Source organism: Comamonas guangdongensis (assembly GCF_041079535.1).
GTDB lineage: Bacteria > Pseudomonadota > Gammaproteobacteria > Burkholderiales > Burkholderiaceae_C > Comamonas > Comamonas guangdongensis.
In genome coordinates this window covers 152,379-172,676 of sequence record NZ_JBFYGN010000008.1, presented here as the reverse complement: position 1 = coordinate 172,676, position 20,298 = coordinate 152,379, and the positions used below count along the sequence as shown (strand labels likewise).

17 protein-coding genes are annotated in these 20,298 nt (G+C 65.6%); 10 read left to right on the top strand and 7 right to left on the bottom strand.

The genetic code is table 11. The features are described 5' to 3' along the window. Positions 1-104: 104 nt before the first annotated feature. Positions 105-581, top strand: a complete 477-nt coding sequence (gene recX, locus AB6724_RS09560; protein ID WP_369338287.1) for a recombination regulator RecX — start codon at positions 105-107, stop codon at positions 579-581. A 49-nt stretch (positions 582-630) separates the two neighbouring features. On the opposite strand, the gene AB6724_RS09555 is transcribed toward recX, so the two are convergent. The 4 genes from AB6724_RS09555 to argC form a co-directional block, all read right to left on the bottom strand. Further along, positions 631-1,860: an MgtC/SapB family protein gene (locus tag AB6724_RS09555; protein WP_369338286.1), complete on the bottom strand. Its 1,230-nt coding sequence runs from the start codon at positions 1,858-1,860 to the stop codon at positions 631-633. 17 nt (positions 1,861-1,877) lie between these two features. Beyond that, the gene (gene yddG / locus AB6724_RS09550; RefSeq protein WP_369338285.1) at positions 1,878-2,798 is read right to left on the bottom strand and encodes an aromatic amino acid DMT transporter YddG; all 921 of its coding nucleotides are present in this window, start codon (positions 2,796-2,798) and stop codon (positions 1,878-1,880) included. Between the two features lie 138 nt (positions 2,799-2,936). Next, positions 2,937-4,349 carry a D-serine/D-alanine/glycine transporter gene (gene cycA, locus AB6724_RS09545; protein WP_369338284.1) on the bottom strand — a complete coding sequence of 471 codons (1,413 nt, stop codon included), beginning with the start codon at positions 4,347-4,349 and terminating at the stop codon, positions 2,937-2,939. Between the two features lie 398 nt (positions 4,350-4,747). Further along, the gene (argC, locus tag AB6724_RS09540; RefSeq protein ID WP_369338283.1) at positions 4,748-5,680 is read right to left on the bottom strand and encodes an N-acetyl-gamma-glutamyl-phosphate reductase; all 933 of its coding nucleotides are present in this window, start codon (positions 5,678-5,680) and stop codon (positions 4,748-4,750) included. A 481-nt stretch (positions 5,681-6,161) separates the two neighbouring features. On the opposite strand from argC, the gene sucC reads away from it, so the two are divergent. The 4 genes from sucC to AB6724_RS09520 all read left to right on the top strand — a co-directional run bounded on the left by sucC (position 6,162) and on the right by AB6724_RS09520 (position 9,785). After that, positions 6,162-7,322, top strand: coding sequence for an ADP-forming succinate--CoA ligase subunit beta (gene sucC, locus AB6724_RS09535; protein ID WP_369338282.1), 1,161 nt, complete (start codon positions 6,162-6,164; stop codon positions 7,320-7,322). Positions 7,323-7,342: 20 nt separating this feature from the next. Then, entirely contained in the window at positions 7,343-8,239 is an 897-nt protein-coding gene (gene sucD, locus AB6724_RS09530; protein ID WP_369338281.1) for a succinate--CoA ligase subunit alpha, read from the top strand. A 147-nt stretch (positions 8,240-8,386) separates the two neighbouring features. Beyond that, positions 8,387-9,079, top strand: coding sequence for a TerC family protein (locus tag AB6724_RS09525; protein WP_369338280.1), 693 nt, complete (start codon positions 8,387-8,389; stop codon positions 9,077-9,079). Positions 9,080-9,227: 148 nt separating this feature from the next. Further along, on the top strand, positions 9,228-9,785 hold the full coding sequence (locus AB6724_RS09520) for a dihydrofolate reductase family protein (protein ID WP_369338279.1): 558 nt from the start codon (positions 9,228-9,230) through the stop codon (positions 9,783-9,785). Here AB6724_RS09520 and AB6724_RS09515 read toward each other — a convergent pair. Beyond that, positions 9,782-10,681: a DMT family transporter gene (locus tag AB6724_RS09515; protein ID WP_369338278.1), complete on the bottom strand. Its 900-nt coding sequence runs from the start codon at positions 10,679-10,681 to the stop codon at positions 9,782-9,784. The genes AB6724_RS09520 and AB6724_RS09515 overlap by 4 nt on opposite strands. Before the next feature lie 192 nt (positions 10,682-10,873). Here AB6724_RS09515 and pyrF point away from each other — a divergent pair, with 192 nt between their 5' ends. The 3 genes from pyrF (at position 10,874) to AB6724_RS09500 (ending at position 13,730) form a co-directional block, all read left to right on the top strand. Further along, complete coding sequence (gene pyrF / locus AB6724_RS09510) at positions 10,874-11,701, top strand: orotidine-5'-phosphate decarboxylase (protein ID WP_369338277.1); 828 nt, start codon at positions 10,874-10,876, stop codon at positions 11,699-11,701. 15 nt (positions 11,702-11,716) lie between these two features. Continuing rightward, positions 11,717-12,625, top strand: coding sequence for a LysR substrate-binding domain-containing protein (locus AB6724_RS09505; protein WP_369338276.1), 909 nt, complete (start codon positions 11,717-11,719; stop codon positions 12,623-12,625). Between the two features lie 121 nt (positions 12,626-12,746). Further along, a complete protein-coding gene (locus tag AB6724_RS09500; protein WP_369338275.1) occupies positions 12,747-13,730 on the top strand; it encodes a Bug family tripartite tricarboxylate transporter substrate binding protein in 984 nt (327 codons plus the stop codon). 157 nt (positions 13,731-13,887) lie between these two features. Here AB6724_RS09500 and AB6724_RS09495 read toward each other — a convergent pair whose 3' ends face one another. After that, complete coding sequence (locus tag AB6724_RS09495) at positions 13,888-15,051, bottom strand: NAD(P)/FAD-dependent oxidoreductase (RefSeq protein WP_369338274.1); 1,164 nt, start codon at positions 15,049-15,051, stop codon at positions 13,888-13,890. Between the two features lie 57 nt (positions 15,052-15,108). Further along, positions 15,109-18,201 carry an excinuclease ABC subunit UvrA gene (gene uvrA / locus AB6724_RS09490; RefSeq protein WP_369338273.1) on the bottom strand — a complete coding sequence of 1,031 codons (3,093 nt, stop codon included), beginning with the start codon at positions 18,199-18,201 and terminating at the stop codon, positions 15,109-15,111. 228 nt (positions 18,202-18,429) lie between these two features. Here uvrA and AB6724_RS09485 point away from each other — a divergent pair, with 228 nt between their 5' ends. Then, complete coding sequence (locus AB6724_RS09485; protein WP_369338272.1) at positions 18,430-19,605, top strand: MFS transporter; 1,176 nt, start codon at positions 18,430-18,432, stop codon at positions 19,603-19,605. A gap of 126 nt (positions 19,606-19,731) precedes the next feature. Further along, complete coding sequence (gene ssb, locus AB6724_RS09480) at positions 19,732-20,271, top strand: single-stranded DNA-binding protein (RefSeq protein ID WP_369338271.1); 540 nt, start codon at positions 19,732-19,734, stop codon at positions 20,269-20,271. Positions 20,272-20,298 lie beyond the last annotated feature (27 nt).

Genomic DNA, 20,298 nt, shown 5'->3' with positions numbered 1-20,298 from the left:
TCGTCCCCCTTGGGTAAAGACGCGAAGCGGCCCAGGGGGAGCTAGTTTTGCCATCTTTGCGCAGGCGGTCCCTGCGCATTTTTTTATTCGGGATAGATCCGCGCATGAGCTTCGCCAGGCTCTCACTCAAAGGCCGTGCCCTCAAGCTGCTGGCGCAGCGCGAGCATTCGCGCCTGGAACTGCAGCGCAAGCTGGCGCCCTATGTGGAAGAGGGCGACGACCTGCCGGCCGTGCTCGACGAGCTGGAACGGCGCGGCTTCATCAATGTGGAGCGGGTCGTGGAGTCGGTGCTCCACAGCAAGGCCGGCCGCTATGGCTGTGCGCGCCTGCTGCAGGAGCTGCGCAGCAAGGGCCTGGACGATGAAACCCTGCGCCAGGCCGGCGAGCAGCTGCGCGACACCGAGCTGCAGCGCGCGCGCGAGCTGTGGTGCAAGCGTTTCGGCACGCCGCCCGCAGATGCCAAGGAAAAAGCCAGGCAGCTGCGCTTCATGGCCTCGCGCGGCTTTTCCGGGGCCGTGGCATCGCGCGTGCTGCGCGATGCACCCTATCCGGACAGCGACGAGGATCTGGATCAGGGCTGAGCACCCGGGCCGGCGCACCCCCGGCGTGCGCGCTCCAGGGATGAGGTCCCTAGTTCGATAGCAGCAGACCCAGCCATGCGGCCGACGGCATGGCGATGAGTCCCGTGGCAACGGCCGCGCCATAGCGTGTGCCACCGCTGGCAAAAGCCAGCACGGTCTTGGCCAGGCAGCTGGCGCCGAGCACGGCCAGAACACCCCAGCGCGCGAGCTCCAGGGGCACGGCGCCCGAGATTTGCAGCTGCGCCACGCCGGCCGCCGCCGCATGGACCTCGGCCAGCGCCACCAGCGTGGTGGTGACCAGCACTCCGGCGCTGCCGAAACGTTGGCCCAGCCAGGCGGCCAGCAGCGACACCCCGGCGATCAGTGCCGCGATCAGCAGAGCCTGGCTGAGCGCGAAGGCGCGGCCGGAGTCCGCAGCGGGCGGCATGTCGGTCTGGTTGGCGCGCCACAGCCAGAAGCCGGCGACGGTCAGCAGGGCCAGCACGGCGGCGGCCAGAGCGGGCAGGGCCGCGCTCAGCAGCGGCGGGGAGACCGTGCCCACCACGGCCACGAACAGCAGCAGCGAAGCCAGATTGGCCAGCAGCGCCGCCGCTGCGCAGGCCGCGGTCCGGGCGCGGTTGTCGCGCGCGCTCTGTCCCATGCCCGTGACCGCGGCCGACGAGGACACGAAGCCGGCAAAAAAGCCCGCCAGCGGCAGGCCCCAGCGCGCACCGAACAGGCGCTGCGCCACATGGCCGAACATGCCCACGGCCATGACCAGCACCACGATGCGCCAGACCGTGGTGGGGCTGACGGCCCCCCAGGGGTCCAGCGGCTCGGTTGGCAGCAGCGGCATGACCACCAGGGCCGCGGCGCCCAGCATCAAGGCATCCTGCAGCTCGCTTTCGCTGATCAGCTCGCGGCTGAGTTTTTGCATCGGGGCCTTGGCCAGCAGCAAGATCGCCACCAGCACGCCCAGGGCCGCGGCCAGCGAGGCATCGACGGCGGCCAGAGCCCCCAGCAGCACGGTCAGAAGCAAGGCCACCTCGCCGGTCAGGCCCGGGTCTTGGCTGGCGGTCTGCCGGTAGGAGGCAATGGTGAGCCCGCCCACCAGCAGCAGGCCGACGGCAAAAGCCGGTGCGCCCAGCATCCAGGCCACGCAGCCCAGCAGGCAGGCCAGGGCATGGGTGCGCGTGCCCGCGGCAAGTTGCGGCTGGCCATGCATGCGCTCGCGCACCAGGCCTATCATCAGGCCCATGCCCAGGGCGGTCAGCAGGGCGTGCAGGGTTTCGTCGCTCATCATCTTCGGCCTTCTCCTCAATGGCTGGGGGAACGCGTGGCCCACCAGCAGATCAGCGAACCCAGCGTGACCAGGGCCACGCCCTGCCAGAAGCTCCAGCCCGGCAGCACCTGCAGCAGGGCGCTGGCCACGAGCGCCGACAGCACCGGTGTGAAGTAAGAGGCCGCGGCCAGCACGGCCAGTCTGCCATGCTGGATCCCGTGTTCCCAGCAGCTGTAGCCGAGTGCGGTCAGGGCCCCGGCCAGCAACAGCTGCCAGGCGGTGAGCCAGGACCAGTGCAGGGCGGGGGCCGCATCCTGCATGAGCCAGTGCAGCCACAGGGCGGCGGCCGTCCAGCTCACGAACAGGCCCACGGCATTGAAGCCGACGCCATGGCGGCGCGCCAGCAGCGAGTAGGCGGGCCACAGCAGGGCTGCCGCAAACCCCATGCCATAGGCCAGAGGATTGTTGCGCACATGGCCCCACATGGCCTGTGCGCTGAAGGCATCGCCGCCCAGCACGCGTGCCAGGCCCCACAGGCAGATCAGCAGGCCGGGCCACAGCCACCAGCGTGCCACCTGCTGGCCGCAGAGCACGGCCAGCGCTATGGTGAGGCTGGGCCAGAGGTAGTTGATGAGGCCGATTTCCATGGCCTGGCTGCGGTCATGGGCCAGGCCCACGGCCACGGACAGGCAGATCTCATAGATCATGAACAGCGCGCCGCAGCCCCAGAGATACATGGGCTGCATGCTGCGCCAGCGGGCCAGTTCCCGCCAGCCCTGGCGGCCGCGCGCCAGGGCGATGCAGAGCGCCGCCATGGTGTAGAGGCAGGCCGCTCCGCCCACGGCGCCCAGCGGCTCGGCCAGGGCGCGCATCAGGCCCACGGTGCAGCTCCAGCACAGCACGGCCAGCAGTCCGATCAGGGTGGCGCGGTGCTGCGGGTTGGAATTCTGGGACATGGAGGCAGGCAGGGTTATCAGAACGATAGCTGCCTGCGCCCGTCAGATAAGGGGTTCCGGATGAAATGCCGGAAACCTCATGGTGGGAATGCGCCAGCTGCTATCTAAAACAAGCATGCTGCGCATTGTGCGCGCAGCTTACTGGATTGCCACCACGCCTGCCACGGCGCGCCTGCGCACGAACTGGTAGGCCACGCCCAGCAGCACAAACCACAGCGGCGTGACGATCAGCGCCTGGCGCGTATCGTCCTTGAGCGTGAGCAGCACCAGAATACCCGCAAAGAAGGCCAGGCAGGCCACGCACATGGGGACGCCGCCGGGCATCTTGAACCTGGACGCCTGGTGCAGCGCTGCGCGCTGGCGGCGGTAGGCGATGTAGGACAGCAGAATCAGCGACCAGACAAACATGAACAGAATCGCCGACACCGTGGTCACCAGGGTGAAGGCTTCCATGAGGTCGGGAATCATCCACATCAGGAAAGCGCCCGCCAGCAGGCAGATGCACGAGAACATCAGGCCGCGCGAAGGCACGCTGCGCGAGGACAAGGTGCCGAAGGACTTGGGCGCATCGCCCTTGAGCGACAGGCCGTAGAGCATGCGGCTGGTGGAAAACACCCCGCTGTTGGCCGAGGATGCGGCCGAGGTCAGCACCACGAAGTTGATCACGCCGGCCGCGGCGGGCAGGCCGGCCAGCACGAACAGCTCCACGAATGGGCTCTTGCCCGGCACCACGTCGCGCCAGGGCGTGACGGCCATGATGGCCACCAGCGCCAGCACATAGAAGACGATGATGCGCACGGGAATCGAGTTGATGGCGCGCGGCAGCGTGCGCTCCGGATCCTTGGCCTCGGCGGCGGTCGTGCCCACCAGCTCGATGCCGACAAAGGCGAACACCGCAATCTGGAAGCCCGCGAAAAAGCCCATCAAGCCGTTGGGGAACATGCCGCCGTCATTCCACAGATTGGCCAGCGAAGCCTGGCGGCCCGCGGGCGATACAAAGCCCGAGAACACCATGCACAGGCCCACGCCGATCAGCGTCACGATGGCCACGATCTTGATCATGGCGAACCAGAACTCGGTCTCGCCAAACAGCTTCACCGTCAGCAGGTTCAGGCCCAGCAGCACCAGCACGCAGGCAATCGCAGGCAGCCACTGCGGGATGTCCGGGAACCAGAACTGCGCATAGCCGGTGATGGCGATCACATCCGCAATGCCGGTGACGATCCAGCAGAACCAGTAGGTCCAGCCCGTGAAAAAGCCCGCCCAGGGGCCCAGCAGATCGGCAGAGAAATCGATGAAGGAGCGGTACTGCAGATTGGACAGCAGCAGCTCGCCCATGGCCCGCATCACGAAGAACAGCATGATGCCGATGGCCATGTACACAAAGACGATGGACGGCCCGGCCAGGCTGATGGTCTTGCCCGAGCCCATGAACAGGCCCGTGCCTATGGCGCCGCCGATGGCGATCAACTGGATATGGCGGTTGGTGAGATTGCGTTGCAGGTCGTCATGGCCATCCTGGCCCGGCGCGCCTGATGCCTTGCGAGTCATCTGAGGGAAACCTTTGCAAAAGCTGCCGTCGCCACGGTCGGCAACGCCGCCGCTGCGGCGCCGGACCGCAATGGCTGGCAGGAAACCTGAAATCCTAGGAGCCAGCAAGGATAAACCAAGCCGACAAATGTCATCCGGGGTGCTGGAATCCGGGCTCGGGCGGCAGCCCGAAGCCGCGCCGGCGAGGCCTTTTGTCGGCCGGGGTACCCGCGCCGGGCCGTTTTCCGCGGCACCATGGAAGCACGGCCTGGAACTTGCCGCTATCGGGCCTGCTCCTGCGGGCGGCCGACTACGGTCGGTGCAGGGCGGGGGCGGCATGCAGGCTGCTGGCACTTTGTTGGACAAGCGCCGGCAGCTATCGGAACAGTGGTGAAGCGGAGCGCAGGCCGGGGCTGCGCTTACAGACCCAGCATGATCTGCAGGTTCTGCACGGCCGCGCCGCTCGCGCCCTTGCCCAGATTGTCCAGACGCGCGATCAGCACGGCCTGGCGGTATTGCTCGTTGGCAAACACGCGCAGCTCCAGCTGGTTGGTATTGGCCAGGGTGTCGGCGGCCAGCTTGCTGTCGTCGGTGGGGGGCAGCACGCTGACCCAGTTGGCGCTGGTGTTGGTCCTGGCGTAATGGCCGGCCAGGGCTTCGTGCAGATCGGCGGCCTTGGGGGCGCCGGGCAGCAGGTCCAGATGCAGCGGCAGCTGCACCAGCATGCCCTGGGGGAAGTTGCCCACGGCGGGAATGAACACGGGGCGGCGCGTCATGCCCGTGTAGTGCAGGATTTCGGGGATGTGCTTGTGGCTCAGGCCCAGGGCGTAGGCCTCGTAGGGCGCGGCGCTGCCAGCCTCATAGGCCTCGATCATGGTGCGGCCGCCGCCCGAGTAGCCCGATACCGAAGGCAGGCTCACGGGGTAGTCGGCGGGGATCAGGCCCGCTGCCACCAGCGGGGCCAGCAGGGCGATCGCGCCCGTGGCATAGCAGCCGGGGTTGGCCACGCGGGTGGCGGTCTGGATCGCTTCGAGCTGGCCGGCGCGCAGCTCGGGGAAGCCGTAGACCCAGCCCGGCGCCGTGCGGTGGGCGGTGGAGGCGTCGATGATCTTGATGGCGCGGCCGGTATCAAAGGTGATGGAGTCCACCATGGCCACGGTGTCGCGGGCCGCATCGTCGTGCAGGCACAGGATGACCAGATCCACGCCGGCGATCAGGCTGCGTTTGGCGGCCGGGTCCTTGCGCAGTGCGGGGTCTATGCTGACCAGCTCCACACCTGCAAAATCGACCAGACGATCACGGATCTGCAGACCTGTGGTCCCAGCTTCTCCGTCGATAAAGACTTTTGCCATCGCATTGCTCTCCTGCACCGGCGCGCGCATTTCTTGGTTTCATGCCGCTGCCTGCGGCACCATTGCCGCTTTCCGCCGTCGATTGTCCTTGAATCCTGCGCCTGATGTGCGTCAGCTGTCTTTGCGGCACCCCTCCTGCAAATGGCCTAGTTGGGCCCGCGAGTATTGTCGGGCGTCAGCACTCTGCCAGCCTGCAGGATTGCCGCCGCCGTCGTGCTCCCACTTTTATATAAGACATAAGAAAGTTGCGCGAAAAAAAGTTATCGTGTAAGAACAAATTCGCCAACGATATCAATGCATTGCGGCCGCTGGCCGAGCTTGTAAAGTCCGCATGAAATTGTGGATTTTGCGCATGTACGGCTGTCGTTTTGCGCGGTGCAGCATGGTACATTCCTGCACGCCATGTCATACGAACCCGATCGCCTGACCATTCGAGTCCGTGGCAAGCGGGTATTTCCCCTCAGTTCAGAGAGACAAAGTCATGAAGATTCATGAATACCAAGGCAAGGAAATCTTGCGTCAATTTGGTGTGCCCGTTCCCCGTGGCATTCCTGCATTCACAGTTCAAGAGGCTGTTGAAGCAGCCCAGAAGCTGGGTGGACCCGTGTGGGTTGTGAAGGCCCAGATTCACGCTGGTGGCCGCGGCAAGGGCGGCGGCGTGAAGGTTGCCAAGACCATCGAGGACGTGCAGAAGCTGTCCGAGCAGATTCTGGGCATGCAGCTGGTGACTCACCAGACCGGCCCCGAAGGCCAGAAGGTTCGCCGCCTGTACATCGAAGACGGCGCCGACATCAAGAACGAGCTGTATGTGTCCCTGGTGACCGACCGCGCCACGCAGAAGGTGGCCCTGATCGCTTCGAGCGAAGGCGGCATGGACATCGAGGAAGTGGCTCACTCCACGCCCGAGAAGATCATCACCGAGATGATCGACCCCCTGACCGGCATCACCGAAGCGCAATCGCGCAAGGTGGCAGCTGCCATCGGTCTGGAAGGCAAGTCCGTGGACCAGGCCGTGGATCTGTTCGCCAAGATCTACAAGTGCTACATGGACACCGACGCGTCGCTGGTGGAAATCAACCCCCTGAACTGCGACTCCAAGGGCGACCTGATGGCTCTGGACGCCAAGTTCAACTTTGACCCCAACGCCCTGTTCCGTCACCCCGAAATCGTGGCCTTCCGCGATCTGGACGAAGAAGATGCTGCCGAAATCGAAGCTTCCAAGTTCGATCTGGCCTACATCTCCCTGGACGGCAACATCGGCTGCCTGGTGAACGGCGCCGGCCTGGCCATGGCCACCATGGACACCATCAAGCTGTTCGGCGGCGAGCCTGCCAACTTCTTGGACGTGGGCGGCGGCGCAACGGCCGAGAAGGTGACCGAAGCCTTCAAGATCATGCTCAAGAACCCCGAAGTCAAGGGCATTCTGGTCAACATCTTCGGCGGCATCATGAAGTGCGACACCATCGCCAACGGCGTGGTCACCGCCTGCAAGGCCGTGAACCTGAGCGTGCCTCTGGTCGTGCGCATGAAGGGCACCAACGAAGAGCTGGGCAAGCAAATCCTCAAGGATTCCGGTCTGCCCATCATCGCTGCCGACACCATGGCCGAAGCCGCGACCAAGATCGTTGCAGCCGTTAAGTAATACGCCCCGGAGATAAAACCATGTCGATCTTTATCAACAAAGACACCAAAGTCATTACCCAGGGCATTACTGGCAAGACCGGTCAGTTCCACACTGAAAAGTGCCAGGAATACGCGAACGGCAAGAACTGCTTCGTGGCCGGCGTGAACCCCAAGAAGGCTGGCGAAAAGATTTTCGACATCCCAATCTACGGTTCGGTCAAGGACGCAGCCAAGGAAACCGGCGCCACCGTGTCGGTGATCTACGTGCCGCCCGCAGGCGCTGCCGCCGCGATCTGGGAAGCCGTGGAAGCCGACCTGGACCTGGCCATCTGCATCACCGAAGGCATTCCCGTGCGCGACATGCTGGAAGTGCGCAACAAGATGAAGGCCAAGGAAGCCGCCGGCGGCAAGAAGACCCTGCTGCTGGGCCCCAACTGCCCCGGCCTGATCACGCCCGACGAGATCAAGATCGGCATCATGCCCGGTCACATCCACAAGAAGGGCCGCGTGGGCGTGGTGAGCCGTTCCGGCACGCTGACCTATGAAGCCGTGGCACAGCTGACCGAACTGGGCATCGGCCAGTCTTCCGCTGTGGGCATCGGTGGCGACCCCATCAACGGTCTGAAGCACATCGACGTGATGCGCGCCTTCAACGACGATCCCGACACCGACGCCGTGATCATGATCGGTGAAATCGGCGGTCCCGACGAAGCCGAAGCCGCCCAGTGGTGCAAGGCCAATATGAAGAAGCCTATCGTGGGCTTCATCGCTGGCGTGACTGCTCCTCCCGGCAAGCGCATGGGCCACGCCGGCGCGCTGATCTCCGGCGGTGCCGACACGGCCGATGCCAAGCTGGCCATCATGGAAGAGTGCGGTTTCACCATCACCCGCAATCCCTCCGAGATGGGCCGCCTGCTGCAGGGCCTGCTGAAGTAAGCCCGGAAAAGTTCCCGATGCTGCGTGAAAATTTACGCAGTATTACGAACTGGCAAAGGGGCAACTCGCCCCTACACTGCCTTCACCATAAAAGAAGAAAGCGCCGCCTAATGCGGCGCTTTCATATTCAAACAGAGTGGAGTCACAATGGAATTCCTCAATAGCGCCGATTTCTGGCTCGGCCTGGTGAAGATCATCTGGATCAACATCATCCTCTCCGGCGACAACGCCGTGGTCATCGCACTGGCCGCCCGTTCCCTGCCTCCCGCACAGCAGAAGAAGGCCGTCATGTTCGGCTCGGGCGCTGCCGTGGTGCTGCGTATCGTGCTGACCGTGGTGGCTGCCAAGCTGCTGGAGCTGTCCTTCCTGCAGATCGTGGGCGGCTGCCTGCTGCTGTGGATCGGCTATCAGCTGCTCAGCGGCGGTGACGAGGACGAAGGCGAATCCAAGGGCACGGGCTCGATGATGGCCGCCATCCGCACCATCCTGATCGCCGACCTGGTGATGAGCCTGGATAACGTGATCGCTGTGGCGGCTGCCGCCCAGGGCAATATGGTGCTGCTGATCCTGGGTCTGGCCATCTCCATCCCCCTGGTGATCTTCGGCTCCACGCTGATGATCAAGCTGATGGAACGCTTCCCCGTCATCGTCACGCTGGGCGCGGCGCTGATCGGCTGGGTGGGCGGCGAGACCATCATGAACGACAACATGCTGCACGGCTACGTGGAAGCTCAACCCTGGCTGCACTATGCGGCGGCTGCGGCCGGCGCCGTGCTGGTGGTGGGTCTGGGCAAGTTCATGCAGGCACGTGGCGCCAAGAAGGAAGTGGCTGCGGCCTAAGTCCTTGCCAAGCTCCTGGCGCAAAAGCGCACCGTGGTTTCACGGTGCGCTTTTGTTTTTATAGCTGCCAGCGCCTGCCGGCTAAGTGCTTGAGGCTGTTTGAGCCAGCGTGCAGGGGCGGAGCCGGCGGCTGCGGCAAACTACGGCCATGAGCAAGACCCAGTACTACACCGCCTCCAGCCTGGACGGCTTTCTCGCCACCGAGGACGACTCCCTGGACTGGCTCTTCCCCCTGGCCAGCCTGGACGAATCCAGCTATCCGGCTTTTATCGCCGAGGTCGGCGCCCTGGCCATGGGTTCGGCCACCTATGAGTGGATGCTGCGCAATGCCGAGGCCGTGCTCAAGGAAACCGGTGCGGCCTGGCCCTATACCCAGCCCGCCTGGGTCTTCACCAGCCGGCAGCTGCCCTCGATCGAAGGTGCCGATGTGCGCTTTGTCAGCGGCGCTGTGGGCCCGGTCTGGGCGCAGATGAAGCAGGCCGCGGCCGGCAAGAATATCTGGATCGTGGGCGGCGGCGATCTGGCCGGGCAGTTTCACGATGCGGGCCTGCTGGACGAGCTGATCGTCCAGATCGGCTCGGCCACCCTGGGCAGCGGCAAGCCCCTGTTCCCGCGCCGGGTGCTGGGTCCCAAGCTGGCGCTGCAGTCGGTGCGGCAGATGGGGCCCGGCATGGCCGAGCTGCGTTACGAGCTGCGCCAGGACTAGTCGGCCGCTTTCGCCACGGGCTTGCTGCTGGGCCACAGCACCGAGGCGATGGCCACCACCATCAGGCACACGGCGGTCCAGTCCTGCCAGTGCAGCACCTCGCCCAGCCACCAGGCTCCGGCAAACACGCCGAGCGCGGGGATCATCATCACGCTCAGGGTCGAAGCCACGGGCGGCAGGCTGCGCGCCAGGTAGAACCACACGGCCTGGGCAAAGCCCAGCACCAGAACGCCATTGAACGCGATGGCCGCCAGCGCGCTCTGGTCGGGGGCGTGCCACTGCTTGCGTTCAAAGACAAAGGCCAGCAGGGTCAGCACCAGGGTGGTGATGGCCACCATCCACAGCGACAGCGTCATCAGCGGCACGGGCGCCTCGGTGCGACGCAGCAGCTGCGTGCCCCAGGCCCAGCCCGCGGCCGCGATCAGCATGAGGATCACGCCCAGGGGCTTGCTGCCCAAGGCGCCGACCTCGTGCCAGAGCAGCAGAATCACGCCCAGAAAGGCCGCACCCACGCCGGCCCAGGCGCGCGGGCCGAGCTTGTCGCTGAAGAACAGGCTGCCGAACACGGCCGAGAAAATGGGCATGGTATAGCCCAGGATGGCCGCGCGCCCGCTGGACAGCGTGGGGATGGCGATGATGATCAGGCAGTGCCAGAGCACCATATTGAACAGCGTGAGCTTGGCCAGCTGGCCCCAGTAGCTGCGCGGCACGGTCAGCGGCAGGCCTTTGCTGGCGACAAAGATGGCCAGAATCGGCAGGCCTATCCACATGCTGACCATGCGGAAGGACAGCGGCGGGAAATGCTGCACGCCGAGTTTCATCACCGGCCAGTTCAGACCCCAGACGATGGTGAGCAGGATGAGAAGAATGAGCTGTTTGGGTGTGAAAGAAGGCATAGCCCGCAGATTCTGCCTGGGATGGCTTCCTCCTGTGCGGCTGCGCCGCTTCCCCCCGAGGGGGACGACGGCCTGTGCTGCGGGGCGGCCCTTGCTGGCCGTCCCGCGCCTGGGCCGTGCCGGTTTTTGAGGCCGGGGGGCAAAACCCGGGGGGGCAGGCTTGGCAGGTCTGAGCCACTAAAATTGCGCTTTATGACTTTTCTCGACATGCTGCGCGACGCGTCCACGCGCAATGACTCCATGCTGTGCGTGGGTCTGGACCCCGAACCCAGCCGCTTCCCCGGCGCCATGCAGGGCGATGCGTCCAAGATCTACGACTTCTGTGCAGCCATCGTCGATGCCACCCACGATCTGGTCAACAGCTTCAAGCCGCAGATCGCCTACTTCGCGGCCCATCGCGCCGAGGACCAGCTCGAAAAGCTGATGGCACATATGCGCCGCGTGGCGCCCAATGTGCCCGTGATCCTGGATGCCAAGCGCGGCGACATCGGCTCCACCGCCGAGCAGTACGCCAAGGAGGCTTTCGAGCGCTATGGCGCCGATGCCGTGACCCTGTCGCCCTTCATGGGCTTCGACTCCATCACGCCCTACCTCAAGTACGAAGGCAAGGGCGCTTTCCTGCTGTGCCGCACCTCCAACCCCGGCGGGGACGATCTGCAGGCCCAGACCCTGGCCGATGTGCCCGGCAACCCGCAGATGTTCGAACATGTGGCCAAGCTGGCCCAGGGCCCGTGGAACACCAACGGCCAGCTCGGCCTGGTGGTGGGTGCGACCCGCCCGCACGAGATCGAGCGCGTGCGCGCCGTGGCTCCCACGCTGCCCCTGCTGATTCCCGGCGTGGGCGCCCAGGGCGGCGATGCCGTGGCCACCGTGAAGGCCGCGCGCATCGGCGGCGGGCCCATCATCATCAACTCCTCGCGTGCCATTCTCTATGCGAGCCAGGGCGAGGACTTCGCCCTGGCCGCGCGCGCCGCCGCCATGGCCACGCGCGCCACGCTGCAGGCAGCAGCGAACCACTGAAGCCGGGCTCTGGCCATGCAAAGCAAGTGGCTGGAAGACTTTCTGCTCCTGGCCCAGGAGCGCAGTTTCACGCGTGCGGCGGAGCTGCGCCATGTGACCCACCCGGCCTTCGGCCGCCGTATCCGCGCACTCGAGGCCTGGGCCGGCACGGCCTTGATCGAGTCGGGCAGCGGTCCGGTGCGGCTCACGCCCGCGGGCGAGGCTTTTCGCGACACGGCCGAGCAGTTGGTACGCACCCTGGCCCAGTCGCATGACGAGCTGCAGGCCGTGGCCGGGCGTCAGGCCCATGTGATCACGCTGGCCACGGGCCGCACGCTGGCGCGCACCATCGTGGCCGACTGGCTGGCCCGCCATGTCAGCGTGCTGCAGACCGCGGAGCTGCGCGTCATCACCCGCACCCTCGATGAAACCGTGGCCATGCTGCAGCGCGGCGAGGTGAGCTTTGCCCTGCTCTACCACCATGCGGCGATTGCCGTTCGGCTCGACGGCCGGCAGTTCAACCACCTGACCGTGACGCACGACAAGCTGGTGCCCGTGGCGCGCGCCGATGCCGACGGCAAGGCCGTTTTCGACCTGGCCCAGGCCGTGCAGCCGGGAGCCAGCCCCGTGCCCTATCTGGCGTTTTCCCATAGCATGGCGCTGGGGCGGCTGGTCGAGGATCACCTGGCCAACAATCCGCTCACGCCGCGCCTGCGCCGCTGCATAGACTGCGACTCGGCCGATGCCAATTACGAATATGTGCTCAAGGGCCTGGGCGTGGCCTGGATGCCCTGGTCCATGGTGCGGCGCGATTGCCAGGCCGGCCGGCTGGCGCTGGCCGGCGACAGCAGTCTGGACGTGCATTTCGATGTGCGTCTGTACCGCCCCAAGCGCCGCCTGGGCGCCATAGCCGAGCAGTTCTGGAGCGAAATCACGCAGTCCTGATCGAGGCTGGCGCCGTAGAGCGTTGCCATGTGCTCAATCAGCACGCAATGGTGCCGTATCGGCACCAAATGTCTTTCTGGGTGTTCGCACAATCGAGCCCATACAGATTCGGAATAGTTTCATGCAAAACAAAGACATGCTCCGCCGTACCGCCATCGTCGCCGGCCTGCTGCTGGCCACCACCGCGGCCGCCCCGGCCTTCGCAGCCGACAACTACCCCAGCCGCGCCATCACCATGGTGGTCGGCTATCCCGCGGGCGGCAGCACCGACCTCGTGGGCCGCCTGGTGGCCGACGGCCTGGCCTCGCGCCTGGGCCAGCCCGTGGTGGTGGAAAACGTCGGCGGCGCCGGCGGTGCCATCGGCGCGCAGAAGGTCGCCAAGTCCCCGGCCGACGGCTACACCATCATGGTGGGCGCCAACAACGAGCTGGCCATCGCCAAGCTCATCAACAAGGCCGTGAAGTACAGCATCGACGACTTCACCTCCATCGGCCTCGTGGGCTCGCAGCCCATGGTGCTGGTGGCCTCGCACAAGGCCGGCGTGAAGAATGCGGCCGAGTTCGTGAGCCTGGTGGGCAAGAACCCCGACAAGTTCAGCTACGGCAGCTCCGGCGTGGGCACGGCGCTGCATCTGGCGGGCGAGCTGGTCAAGGAGCAGGGCAAGCTGCACATGACCCATATCCCCTACAAGGGCGTGGCGCCGCTGACCACCGATCTGGTGGGCAACAACATCGAGTTCGGCATGTTCGTGCTGTCCTCGGGCCTGCCCCAGATCAAGGCCGGCAAGGTGGTGGCCCTGGGCACGACCGAAGCCAAGCGCTCGGCCATCACGCCCGATATTCCGGCCCTGTCCGAGCTGCCCCAGTTCAAGAACGTGGACATCAACAGCTGGTTTGCGCTGATGGCTCCCAAGGGCCTGCCCGCGCCCATCGCCGCCAAGCTGAAGAAGGCTTTGGACGAGACCATGGCCTCGCCCGAGTTCCGCAAGAAGATGGAAGAAACCGGCAATGTGGTGGCCAATCCCAAGGTGGATGCAGGCAAGTACATCAATAACGAGATCGCCAAGTACAGCAAGATCGTTCAGTTCGCCAAGATCGAGAACTGATAGGGCGGCGGCCCCAGGCCGCCGTGAAAACGCGAACGGCTTGTGCCCCAGGGCGCAAGCCGTTTTCTTTTGATAGCTGCCGGCGCTTGCTGCGCGCGGGCTTGAGGCGGACCAGAGGGTACGACCTGCCGGCCTGGGGAGTCCGGCTATGGCCGCATCAGCCGCGCTGGCAACGCGCGGGCGTCAGCTCTCCCACGTTCACCTTCTGCTGCGCCAGGGCCGCATCCAGCGGCTCCCCCAGCAGCAGATTGCGCGCCAGCAGGCTGTAGCCGAAAGCGCTCTGGATGCCGTAGCCGCCCTGGGCCGCAACCCAGAAGAAGCCGGCCAGGGGCGTGGGCGAGGCATCCCAGCCTATCACCAGCTCGCCATCGGCCACGAAGGAGCGCAGGCCCGCCCAGGTGTGCGCGGGGCGGCGTATCGTGAGCGTGGTGCATTCCTCGATGCGGTAGATGCCGGTGGCGATGTCCAGCTCCTCGGGTACCACGTCGTGCGGTGCCACGGGGTCGGCATTGGCGGGCGAGCCCAGCAGCAGGCCGGCGTCGGGCTTGATGTACCAGCCCTCGTCGGCACTGATGATGGCGGGCCAGTGCGTGGTGTCCATGCCCGCAGGAGCCGCAAAGGTGAAGGCGCTGCGGCGCTTGGGCGTGAGGCCTATGGGGGCCGCGCCGGCCATGGCGGCCAGCACATCGGCCCAGGCGCCGGCGGCGTTGACGAGCACCTTGGCGCGGACGCTGCGGCCCTGGGGCAGGGCGATATGCCAGAGCTCATCGACGCGGCTCAGGCCCTCGACCTCGGCGTTGCACCACAGATCGCCACCGCGGCGGCGCAGGCCGTGGATAAAGCCCTGGTGCAGAGCGTTGACATCGATATCGCGCGCGCCCTGGTCCAGAAAGCCGTCCACCAGCACCTCGGTGTTCAGGCAGGGCACCAGGGCCTTGAGCTGCTCGCCATTCAGGCGTTCGGCCTGCGGCGAATGAATCAGGGCTTCGGCATAGGCGGCGTCGAGCAGCGCCTTCTGCTCGGCCGTGCCCACATAGAGCACGCCGCGCGGTGTGAGTATGGGCGCCTGGACAAAGCCCGAGGGCGGCGCCTCGTAGAAGGCGCGGCTGGCGCGGGTCAGCGCCTGGACCTGGGCCGGCCCATAGTGCTCCTCGAACAGCGCGGCCGAGCGGCCCGTGGTGTGATAGCCGGGCTGGGATTCGCGCTCCAGCACCAGCACCGAAGGAGGCTGGTCGCCGCCCGACTGCGCCAGCTGCCACGCCACCGACGTACCGGCCATGCCCGCACCCACGATGATGAAATCCCAGACATCTTTTTCCATATCCATCTCTCCATTCACGTCGAGCAAGCTATGGTTTATATAGCTGAATGCGTGCCATTAATCTGAATTTTCTGCCGCTTTCCCTTTGCGCTTGAGCGAGGCCTGAGCGGCTTTCTCCAGATAGGGCTTGAGGTAGCGTCCGGTCACGCTGTCCGGGTTGGCTGCCACCTGCTCGGGCGTGCCCGTGGCCACCACCTGGCCGCCGCCCGAGCCGCCCTCGGGTCCCATGTCGATCAGCCAGTCGGCGGTCTTGATCACATCCAGATTGTGCTCGATCACGACAATGGTGTTGCCCGCATCGCGCAGCTGGTGCAGCACCTTCAACAGCAGGGCGATGTCGGCAAAGTGCAGACCGGTGGTGGGCTCGTCGAGGATATAGAGCGTGCGGCCCGTGTCGCGCTTGGACAGCTCCTGCGCGAGCTTGACGCGCTGGGCCTCGCCGCCCGAGAGCGTGGTTGCGCTCTGGCCCAGGCGGATATAGCTCAGGCCCACGTCGAGCAGGGTCTGCAGCTTGCGCGCGATGCTGGGCACGTCCTTGAAGAAGGCGTGGGCGTCCTCCACCGTCATCTCCAGGATCTGCGAGATGTTGCGGCCCTTCCACAGCACCTCCAGCGTCTCGCGGTTGTAGCGCTGGGCGTGGCAGATGTCGCAGGGCACATATACGTCGGGCAGAAAATGCATTTCCACCTTGACCACGCCGTCGCCCTGGCAGGCCTCGCAGCGACCGCCGGCCACGTTGAAGCTGAAGCGCCCCGGACCATAGCCGCGTTCCTTGGCGGTATTGGTCTCGGCCATGAGTTCGCGAATCGGCGTGAACAGGCCGGTATAGGTGGCCGGGTTGCTGCGCGGCGTGCGGCCTATGGGGGACTGATCGACGTTGATGACCTTGTCGAAATAGTCCATGCCCACGATCTCGTCGTGGGGGGCGGGCTCGTCGCTGGCGCGGTAGAGCTGGCGCGCGACCTCGGCGTACAGCGTGTCGTTGACCAGGGTGCTCTTGCCCGAGCCCGAGACGCCGGTCACACAGGTGAGCAGGCCCACGGGGAAGTCCACCGTCACATTCTTCAGGTTGTGGCCGCGTGCGCCTTCCACGCGCAGCGCCTGCAGGTCGGCCGGCGCCGCATCCTCGGCGGCGCGTTTCTGTGCCGCCGTGGTGGGAAAGTGGGAGGTGCTGCTTTGGCTCTCCGGCGTCTCGTCGGCCTTGCGCAGCACGGGTTGCCAGGGCGTGCGGCGCGCGGGCACGGGAATGCTTTGCGTGCCGTTCAGATAGCGGCCCGTGGGGGAGTCGGGGTTGGCCTTGACCTCGTCGTAGGTGCCCTGGGCCATGATGCGGCCGCCATGCACGCCCGCACCCGGGCCCATGTCGATGATCTGGTCGGCCGCCCGCATCATGTCTTCATCGTGCTCGACCACGATCACGCTGTTGCCGATGTCGCGCAGATGCTCCAGCGTGCCGATCAGCTTGTCGTTGTCGCGCTGGTGCAGGCCGATGGAGGGCTCGTCCAGCACATACATCACGCCCGTCAGGCCCGAACCGATCTGGCTGGCCAGGCGGATGCGCTGGGCCTCGCCGCCCGACAGCGTGTCGGCGCTGCGGTCCAGGCTCAGATAGGACAGGCCCACATCGTTGAGGAACAGCAGGCGCGAGGCGATCTCGCGCAGGATCTTGCCGGCGATCTCGGCCTTGGCACCGGTCAGCGGCAGGTTCTGGCACCAGGCCAGGGCCTCGGCCAGCGTGGCGTGGCCGACCTCGTACAGCGCGCGGGCCCGCTCGCCTTCGCCCACGCGCACAAAGCGCGCCTCGCGGCGCAGGCGCGTGCCTTCGCATTCCGGGCATTTGCGCACGCTGCGCAGCTTGGCCAGATCGTCGCGCACCACGCTGGATTCGGTCTCGCGAAAGCGGCGCTGGATGTTGGGCAGGATGCCTTCGAACGGATGCTGCTTGATAAAGGCTTCACCCTTGCGCTCGCCGCTCTCGAAAACATAGTTGAAGGAGATGGCTTCATCGCCCGAGCCCCAGAGAATCACATGGCGGACCGGCTCGGGCAGGTCTTCGAACGGGGTTTCGCAGCTCACGCCATAGTGTCTGGCCACGCTTTCCAGCATGGAAAAGTAATAGTTGTTGCGCTTGTCCCAGCCTTTGATGGCACCGCTGGCCAGGCTCAGCGTGGGGAAGGCCACCACGCGCTCGGGGTCGAAGGCTTCGCTGTTGCCCAAGCCGTCGCAGGCCGGACAGGCCCCCATGGGCGAGTTGAAGGAAAACAGGCGCGGCTCCAGCTCGGGCAGGGAGTAATCGCACATGGGGCAGGCGAACTTGGCGCTGAACAGGTGCTCACGGCCCGTGTCCATCTCCAAGGCGATGACGCGGCCGCCGGCCTCGGCGCCGCCAGCGCGCAGGGCCGCCTCGAAGCTTTCGGCCAGGCGCTGCTTGACGTCTTCACGCACCTTGAGACGGTCTATCACCACATCGATGTTGTGGCGCTCGTTCTTTTCGAGATGGGGCAGGGACTGGGCGTCGTAGATCTGTCCGTCGACGCGAAAGCGTACATAGCCCTGGGCCTGCAGCTGCGCGAACAGTTCGGCGAATTCGCCTTTCTTCTCGCGCGCCAGCGGGCCGAGGATCATGAGCCTGGTGTCCTCGGGCAGTTGCAACACGCTGTCCACCATCTGGCTGATGGTCTGGGCCTGCAGCGGCAGATTGTGCTCGGGGCAGAACGGCGTGCCTGCGCGGGCGTACAAGAGGCGCAGATAGTCGTTGATCTCGGTCACCGTGCCCACGGTGGAGCGCGGGTTGTGGCTGGTCGCCTTCTGCTCGATGGAGATCGCTGGCGACAGGCCCTCGATCAGGTCCACATCGGGCTTGTCCAGGCGTCCCAGGAACTGGCGCGCATAGGCCGACAGGCTTTCTACATAGCGGCGCTGGCCTTCGGCGTACAAGGTGTCGAAAGCCAGGCTGGATTTGCCCGAGCCCGACAGGCCTGTGATCACCACCAGCTGGTTGCGCGGAATGTCGAGGTCTATGTTCTTGAGGTTGTGCGTGCGTGCGCCGCGGATGGCGATGCGCGTCTGCGCCAGCGAGCGGCCCAGGTAGAGGCTGTCATCGGCAGCGGTGGTCTTGCTAGCAGAGGGCGAATCGGGCTTCAGGGACACAAGCGCTCCAGGCGGGAGGAAACTCTCCATGATAGTCAGACGGGCATTGGAGTGGATAGATGGCCCGGGTTCACGGACAATCCGAGGTTCTATTTCCTCTTTCGTGCCGGACGGTGTTTTTAGTTAACGTAGGCACAAGAATTTGACTCTTGGCAGAATTTGAGCGTGAAAAAAATCCAAACATCCCCGAGTGCGGGCACGCAGGGCACAGACAGATCCTCAACCATCATGACTCCGCAGGAGCGCCGCTCCAGCGGCGCGTTGGCGCTGATTTTTGCGTTGCGCATGCTGGGCCTGTTCCTGGTCCTGCCCGTCTTCATGCTGGAGGCGCGCAAATATCCGGGCGGCGACGATCCCGCCATGATCGGCCTGGCCATGGGCCTGTACGGCCTGACCCAGGCCCTGTTCCAGTTGCCGATAGGCCTGGCCTCGGACCGTTTCGGCCGCAAGCGCGTCATCGTGGCCGGCCTGCTGGTTTTTGCGGCCGGCAGCCTGGTGGCGGCCATGGCCGGCTCGCTCACGGGCCTGATGCTGGGCCGCGGTCTGCAGGGCGCGGGCGCCGTGTCGGCCGCCGTGACCGCATTGCTGGCCGATCTGACGCGTGACAGCGTGCGCACCAAGGCCATGGCCATGGTGGGGGGCAGCATAGGGCTGATGTTTGCGCTGGCGCTGGTGCTGGCGCCGCTGCTCAATGCCTGGATGGGTCTGTCCGGCATCTTCGGCCTGACCTGCGCGCTGGCGCTGGCCGGCATTGCCGTGGTGCTGTGGGTGGTGCCGCCCGAGCCCAAGCAGCATGCGAATGCCCCCAAGGGCAAGTTCAGCGACCTGCTGGGTCAGACGGATTTGCTGCGTCTGAATTTCGGCGTCTTCATCCTGCATACGGTGCAGATGTCCATGTGGGTTGCCGTGCCCGCCATGCTGGTGCAGGCCGGCCTGGTCAAGGAGGAGCACTGGCATATCTATCTGCCCGCCGTGCTGCTGTCCTTTCTGGCCATGGGCGGTCTGTTCTCCATGGAGCGCAAAGGCCGGCTGCGTGCGGCCTTGCTGGGCGCCATCGGCCTGGTGTTCGTGGTGCAGGTCGGCCTGGGCATGCTGGCGGCCAGCGGCAGCATTCCCACCATCTGGTGCATGGCGCTGCTGATGTTTCTGTTCTTCTGCGGCTTCAACGCACTGGAAGCCACCCAGCCCAGCCTGGTCTCGCGCATGGCGCCCACGCGCTTGCGCGGTGCGGCTCTCGGGGCCTACAACACCTTGCAGTCCCTGGGCCTGTTTGCGGGCGGCGCCATCGGCGGTGCCGTAGCCAAGTGGGCGGGGGCACCGGGCTTGTTCGGCATGACGGCGGTGTTGACTCTGCTGTGGCTGGTCGTGAGCTGGCCGCTGCGTCCCGCGGGCCGTCACGGCTGAGCACAAACACGCGCGGCCACCTAGGGAAATCTCGTGCTTGGCATCGCCCGCTTGGGGCAAAATGCGCACTCCATTGGTTCGGGACCTTTCATCATTGCCCGGGCCACTTTTTGAAAAGGCAAATCTATGGCATCCGTCAACAAAGTCATCATCGTCGGCAATCTGGGTCGTGACCCCGAAATGCGCACCTTTCCCAGCGGCGACCAGGTGGCCAATGTGACCATCGCCACGACCGATCGCTGGCGCGACAAGAACTCCGGCGAGAACCGTGAGGCCACCGAGTGGCACCGTGTGGTGTTCAACGGCAAGCTGGCCGAGATCGTGGGCCAGTACCTGCGCAAGGGCAGCCAGGTCTATGTGGAGGGCAGTCTGCGTACGCGCAAGTGGACCGACCAGGCCACAGGCCAGGAGCGCTATGCCACCGAAATCCGCGCCGACACCATGCAGATGCTGGGCAGCCGCCAGGGTGGCGGCCAGCAACAAGGCGGCTATGGCGACGAAGGCTACGGCGAAAGCAGCTACGAAGCTCCGCGTCGCGCAGCGCCTGCCCCCATGCAGCAGCGCCCGGCACCGGCGGCCGCCCGTCCGGCACCGGCTCCCATGTCGCCCCCGCCCCAGCGTGCGGCTTCGGGCTTTGACGATATGGACGACGACATTCCCTTCTAGAGCCTGCTTGCAGATTTTGTGGGTAAA

Bases quoted from the DNA above. Each gene is read 5' to 3' on its own strand.
- recX (WP_369338287.1), top strand. From the start codon at position 105: ATGAGCTTCGCCAGGCTCTCACTCAAAGGCCGTGCCCTCAAGCTGCTG.
- AB6724_RS09555 (WP_369338286.1), bottom strand. From the start codon at position 1,860: ATGAGCGACGAAACCCTGCACGCCCTGCTGACCGCCCTGGGCATGGGC.
- yddG (WP_369338285.1), bottom strand. From the start codon at position 2,798: ATGTCCCAGAATTCCAACCCGCAGCACCGCGCCACCCTGATCGGACTG.
- cycA (WP_369338284.1), bottom strand. From the start codon at position 4,349: ATGACTCGCAAGGCATCAGGCGCGCCGGGCCAGGATGGCCATGACGAC.
- argC (WP_369338283.1), bottom strand. From the start codon at position 5,680: ATGGCAAAAGTCTTTATCGACGGAGAAGCTGGGACCACAGGTCTGCAG.
- sucC (WP_369338282.1), top strand. From the start codon at position 6,162: ATGAAGATTCATGAATACCAAGGCAAGGAAATCTTGCGTCAATTTGGT.
- sucD (WP_369338281.1), top strand. From the start codon at position 7,343: ATGTCGATCTTTATCAACAAAGACACCAAAGTCATTACCCAGGGCATT.
- AB6724_RS09525 (WP_369338280.1), top strand. From the start codon at position 8,387: ATGGAATTCCTCAATAGCGCCGATTTCTGGCTCGGCCTGGTGAAGATC.
- AB6724_RS09520 (WP_369338279.1), top strand. From the start codon at position 9,228: ATGAGCAAGACCCAGTACTACACCGCCTCCAGCCTGGACGGCTTTCTC.
- AB6724_RS09515 (WP_369338278.1), bottom strand. From the start codon at position 10,681: ATGCCTTCTTTCACACCCAAACAGCTCATTCTTCTCATCCTGCTCACC.
- pyrF (WP_369338277.1), top strand. From the start codon at position 10,874: ATGACTTTTCTCGACATGCTGCGCGACGCGTCCACGCGCAATGACTCC.
- AB6724_RS09505 (WP_369338276.1), top strand. From the start codon at position 11,717: ATGCAAAGCAAGTGGCTGGAAGACTTTCTGCTCCTGGCCCAGGAGCGC.
- AB6724_RS09500 (WP_369338275.1), top strand. From the start codon at position 12,747: ATGCAAAACAAAGACATGCTCCGCCGTACCGCCATCGTCGCCGGCCTG.
- AB6724_RS09495 (WP_369338274.1), bottom strand. From the start codon at position 15,051: ATGGAAAAAGATGTCTGGGATTTCATCATCGTGGGTGCGGGCATGGCC.
- AB6724_RS09485 (WP_369338272.1), top strand. From the start codon at position 18,430: ATGACTCCGCAGGAGCGCCGCTCCAGCGGCGCGTTGGCGCTGATTTTT.
- ssb (WP_369338271.1), top strand. From the start codon at position 19,732: ATGGCATCCGTCAACAAAGTCATCATCGTCGGCAATCTGGGTCGTGAC.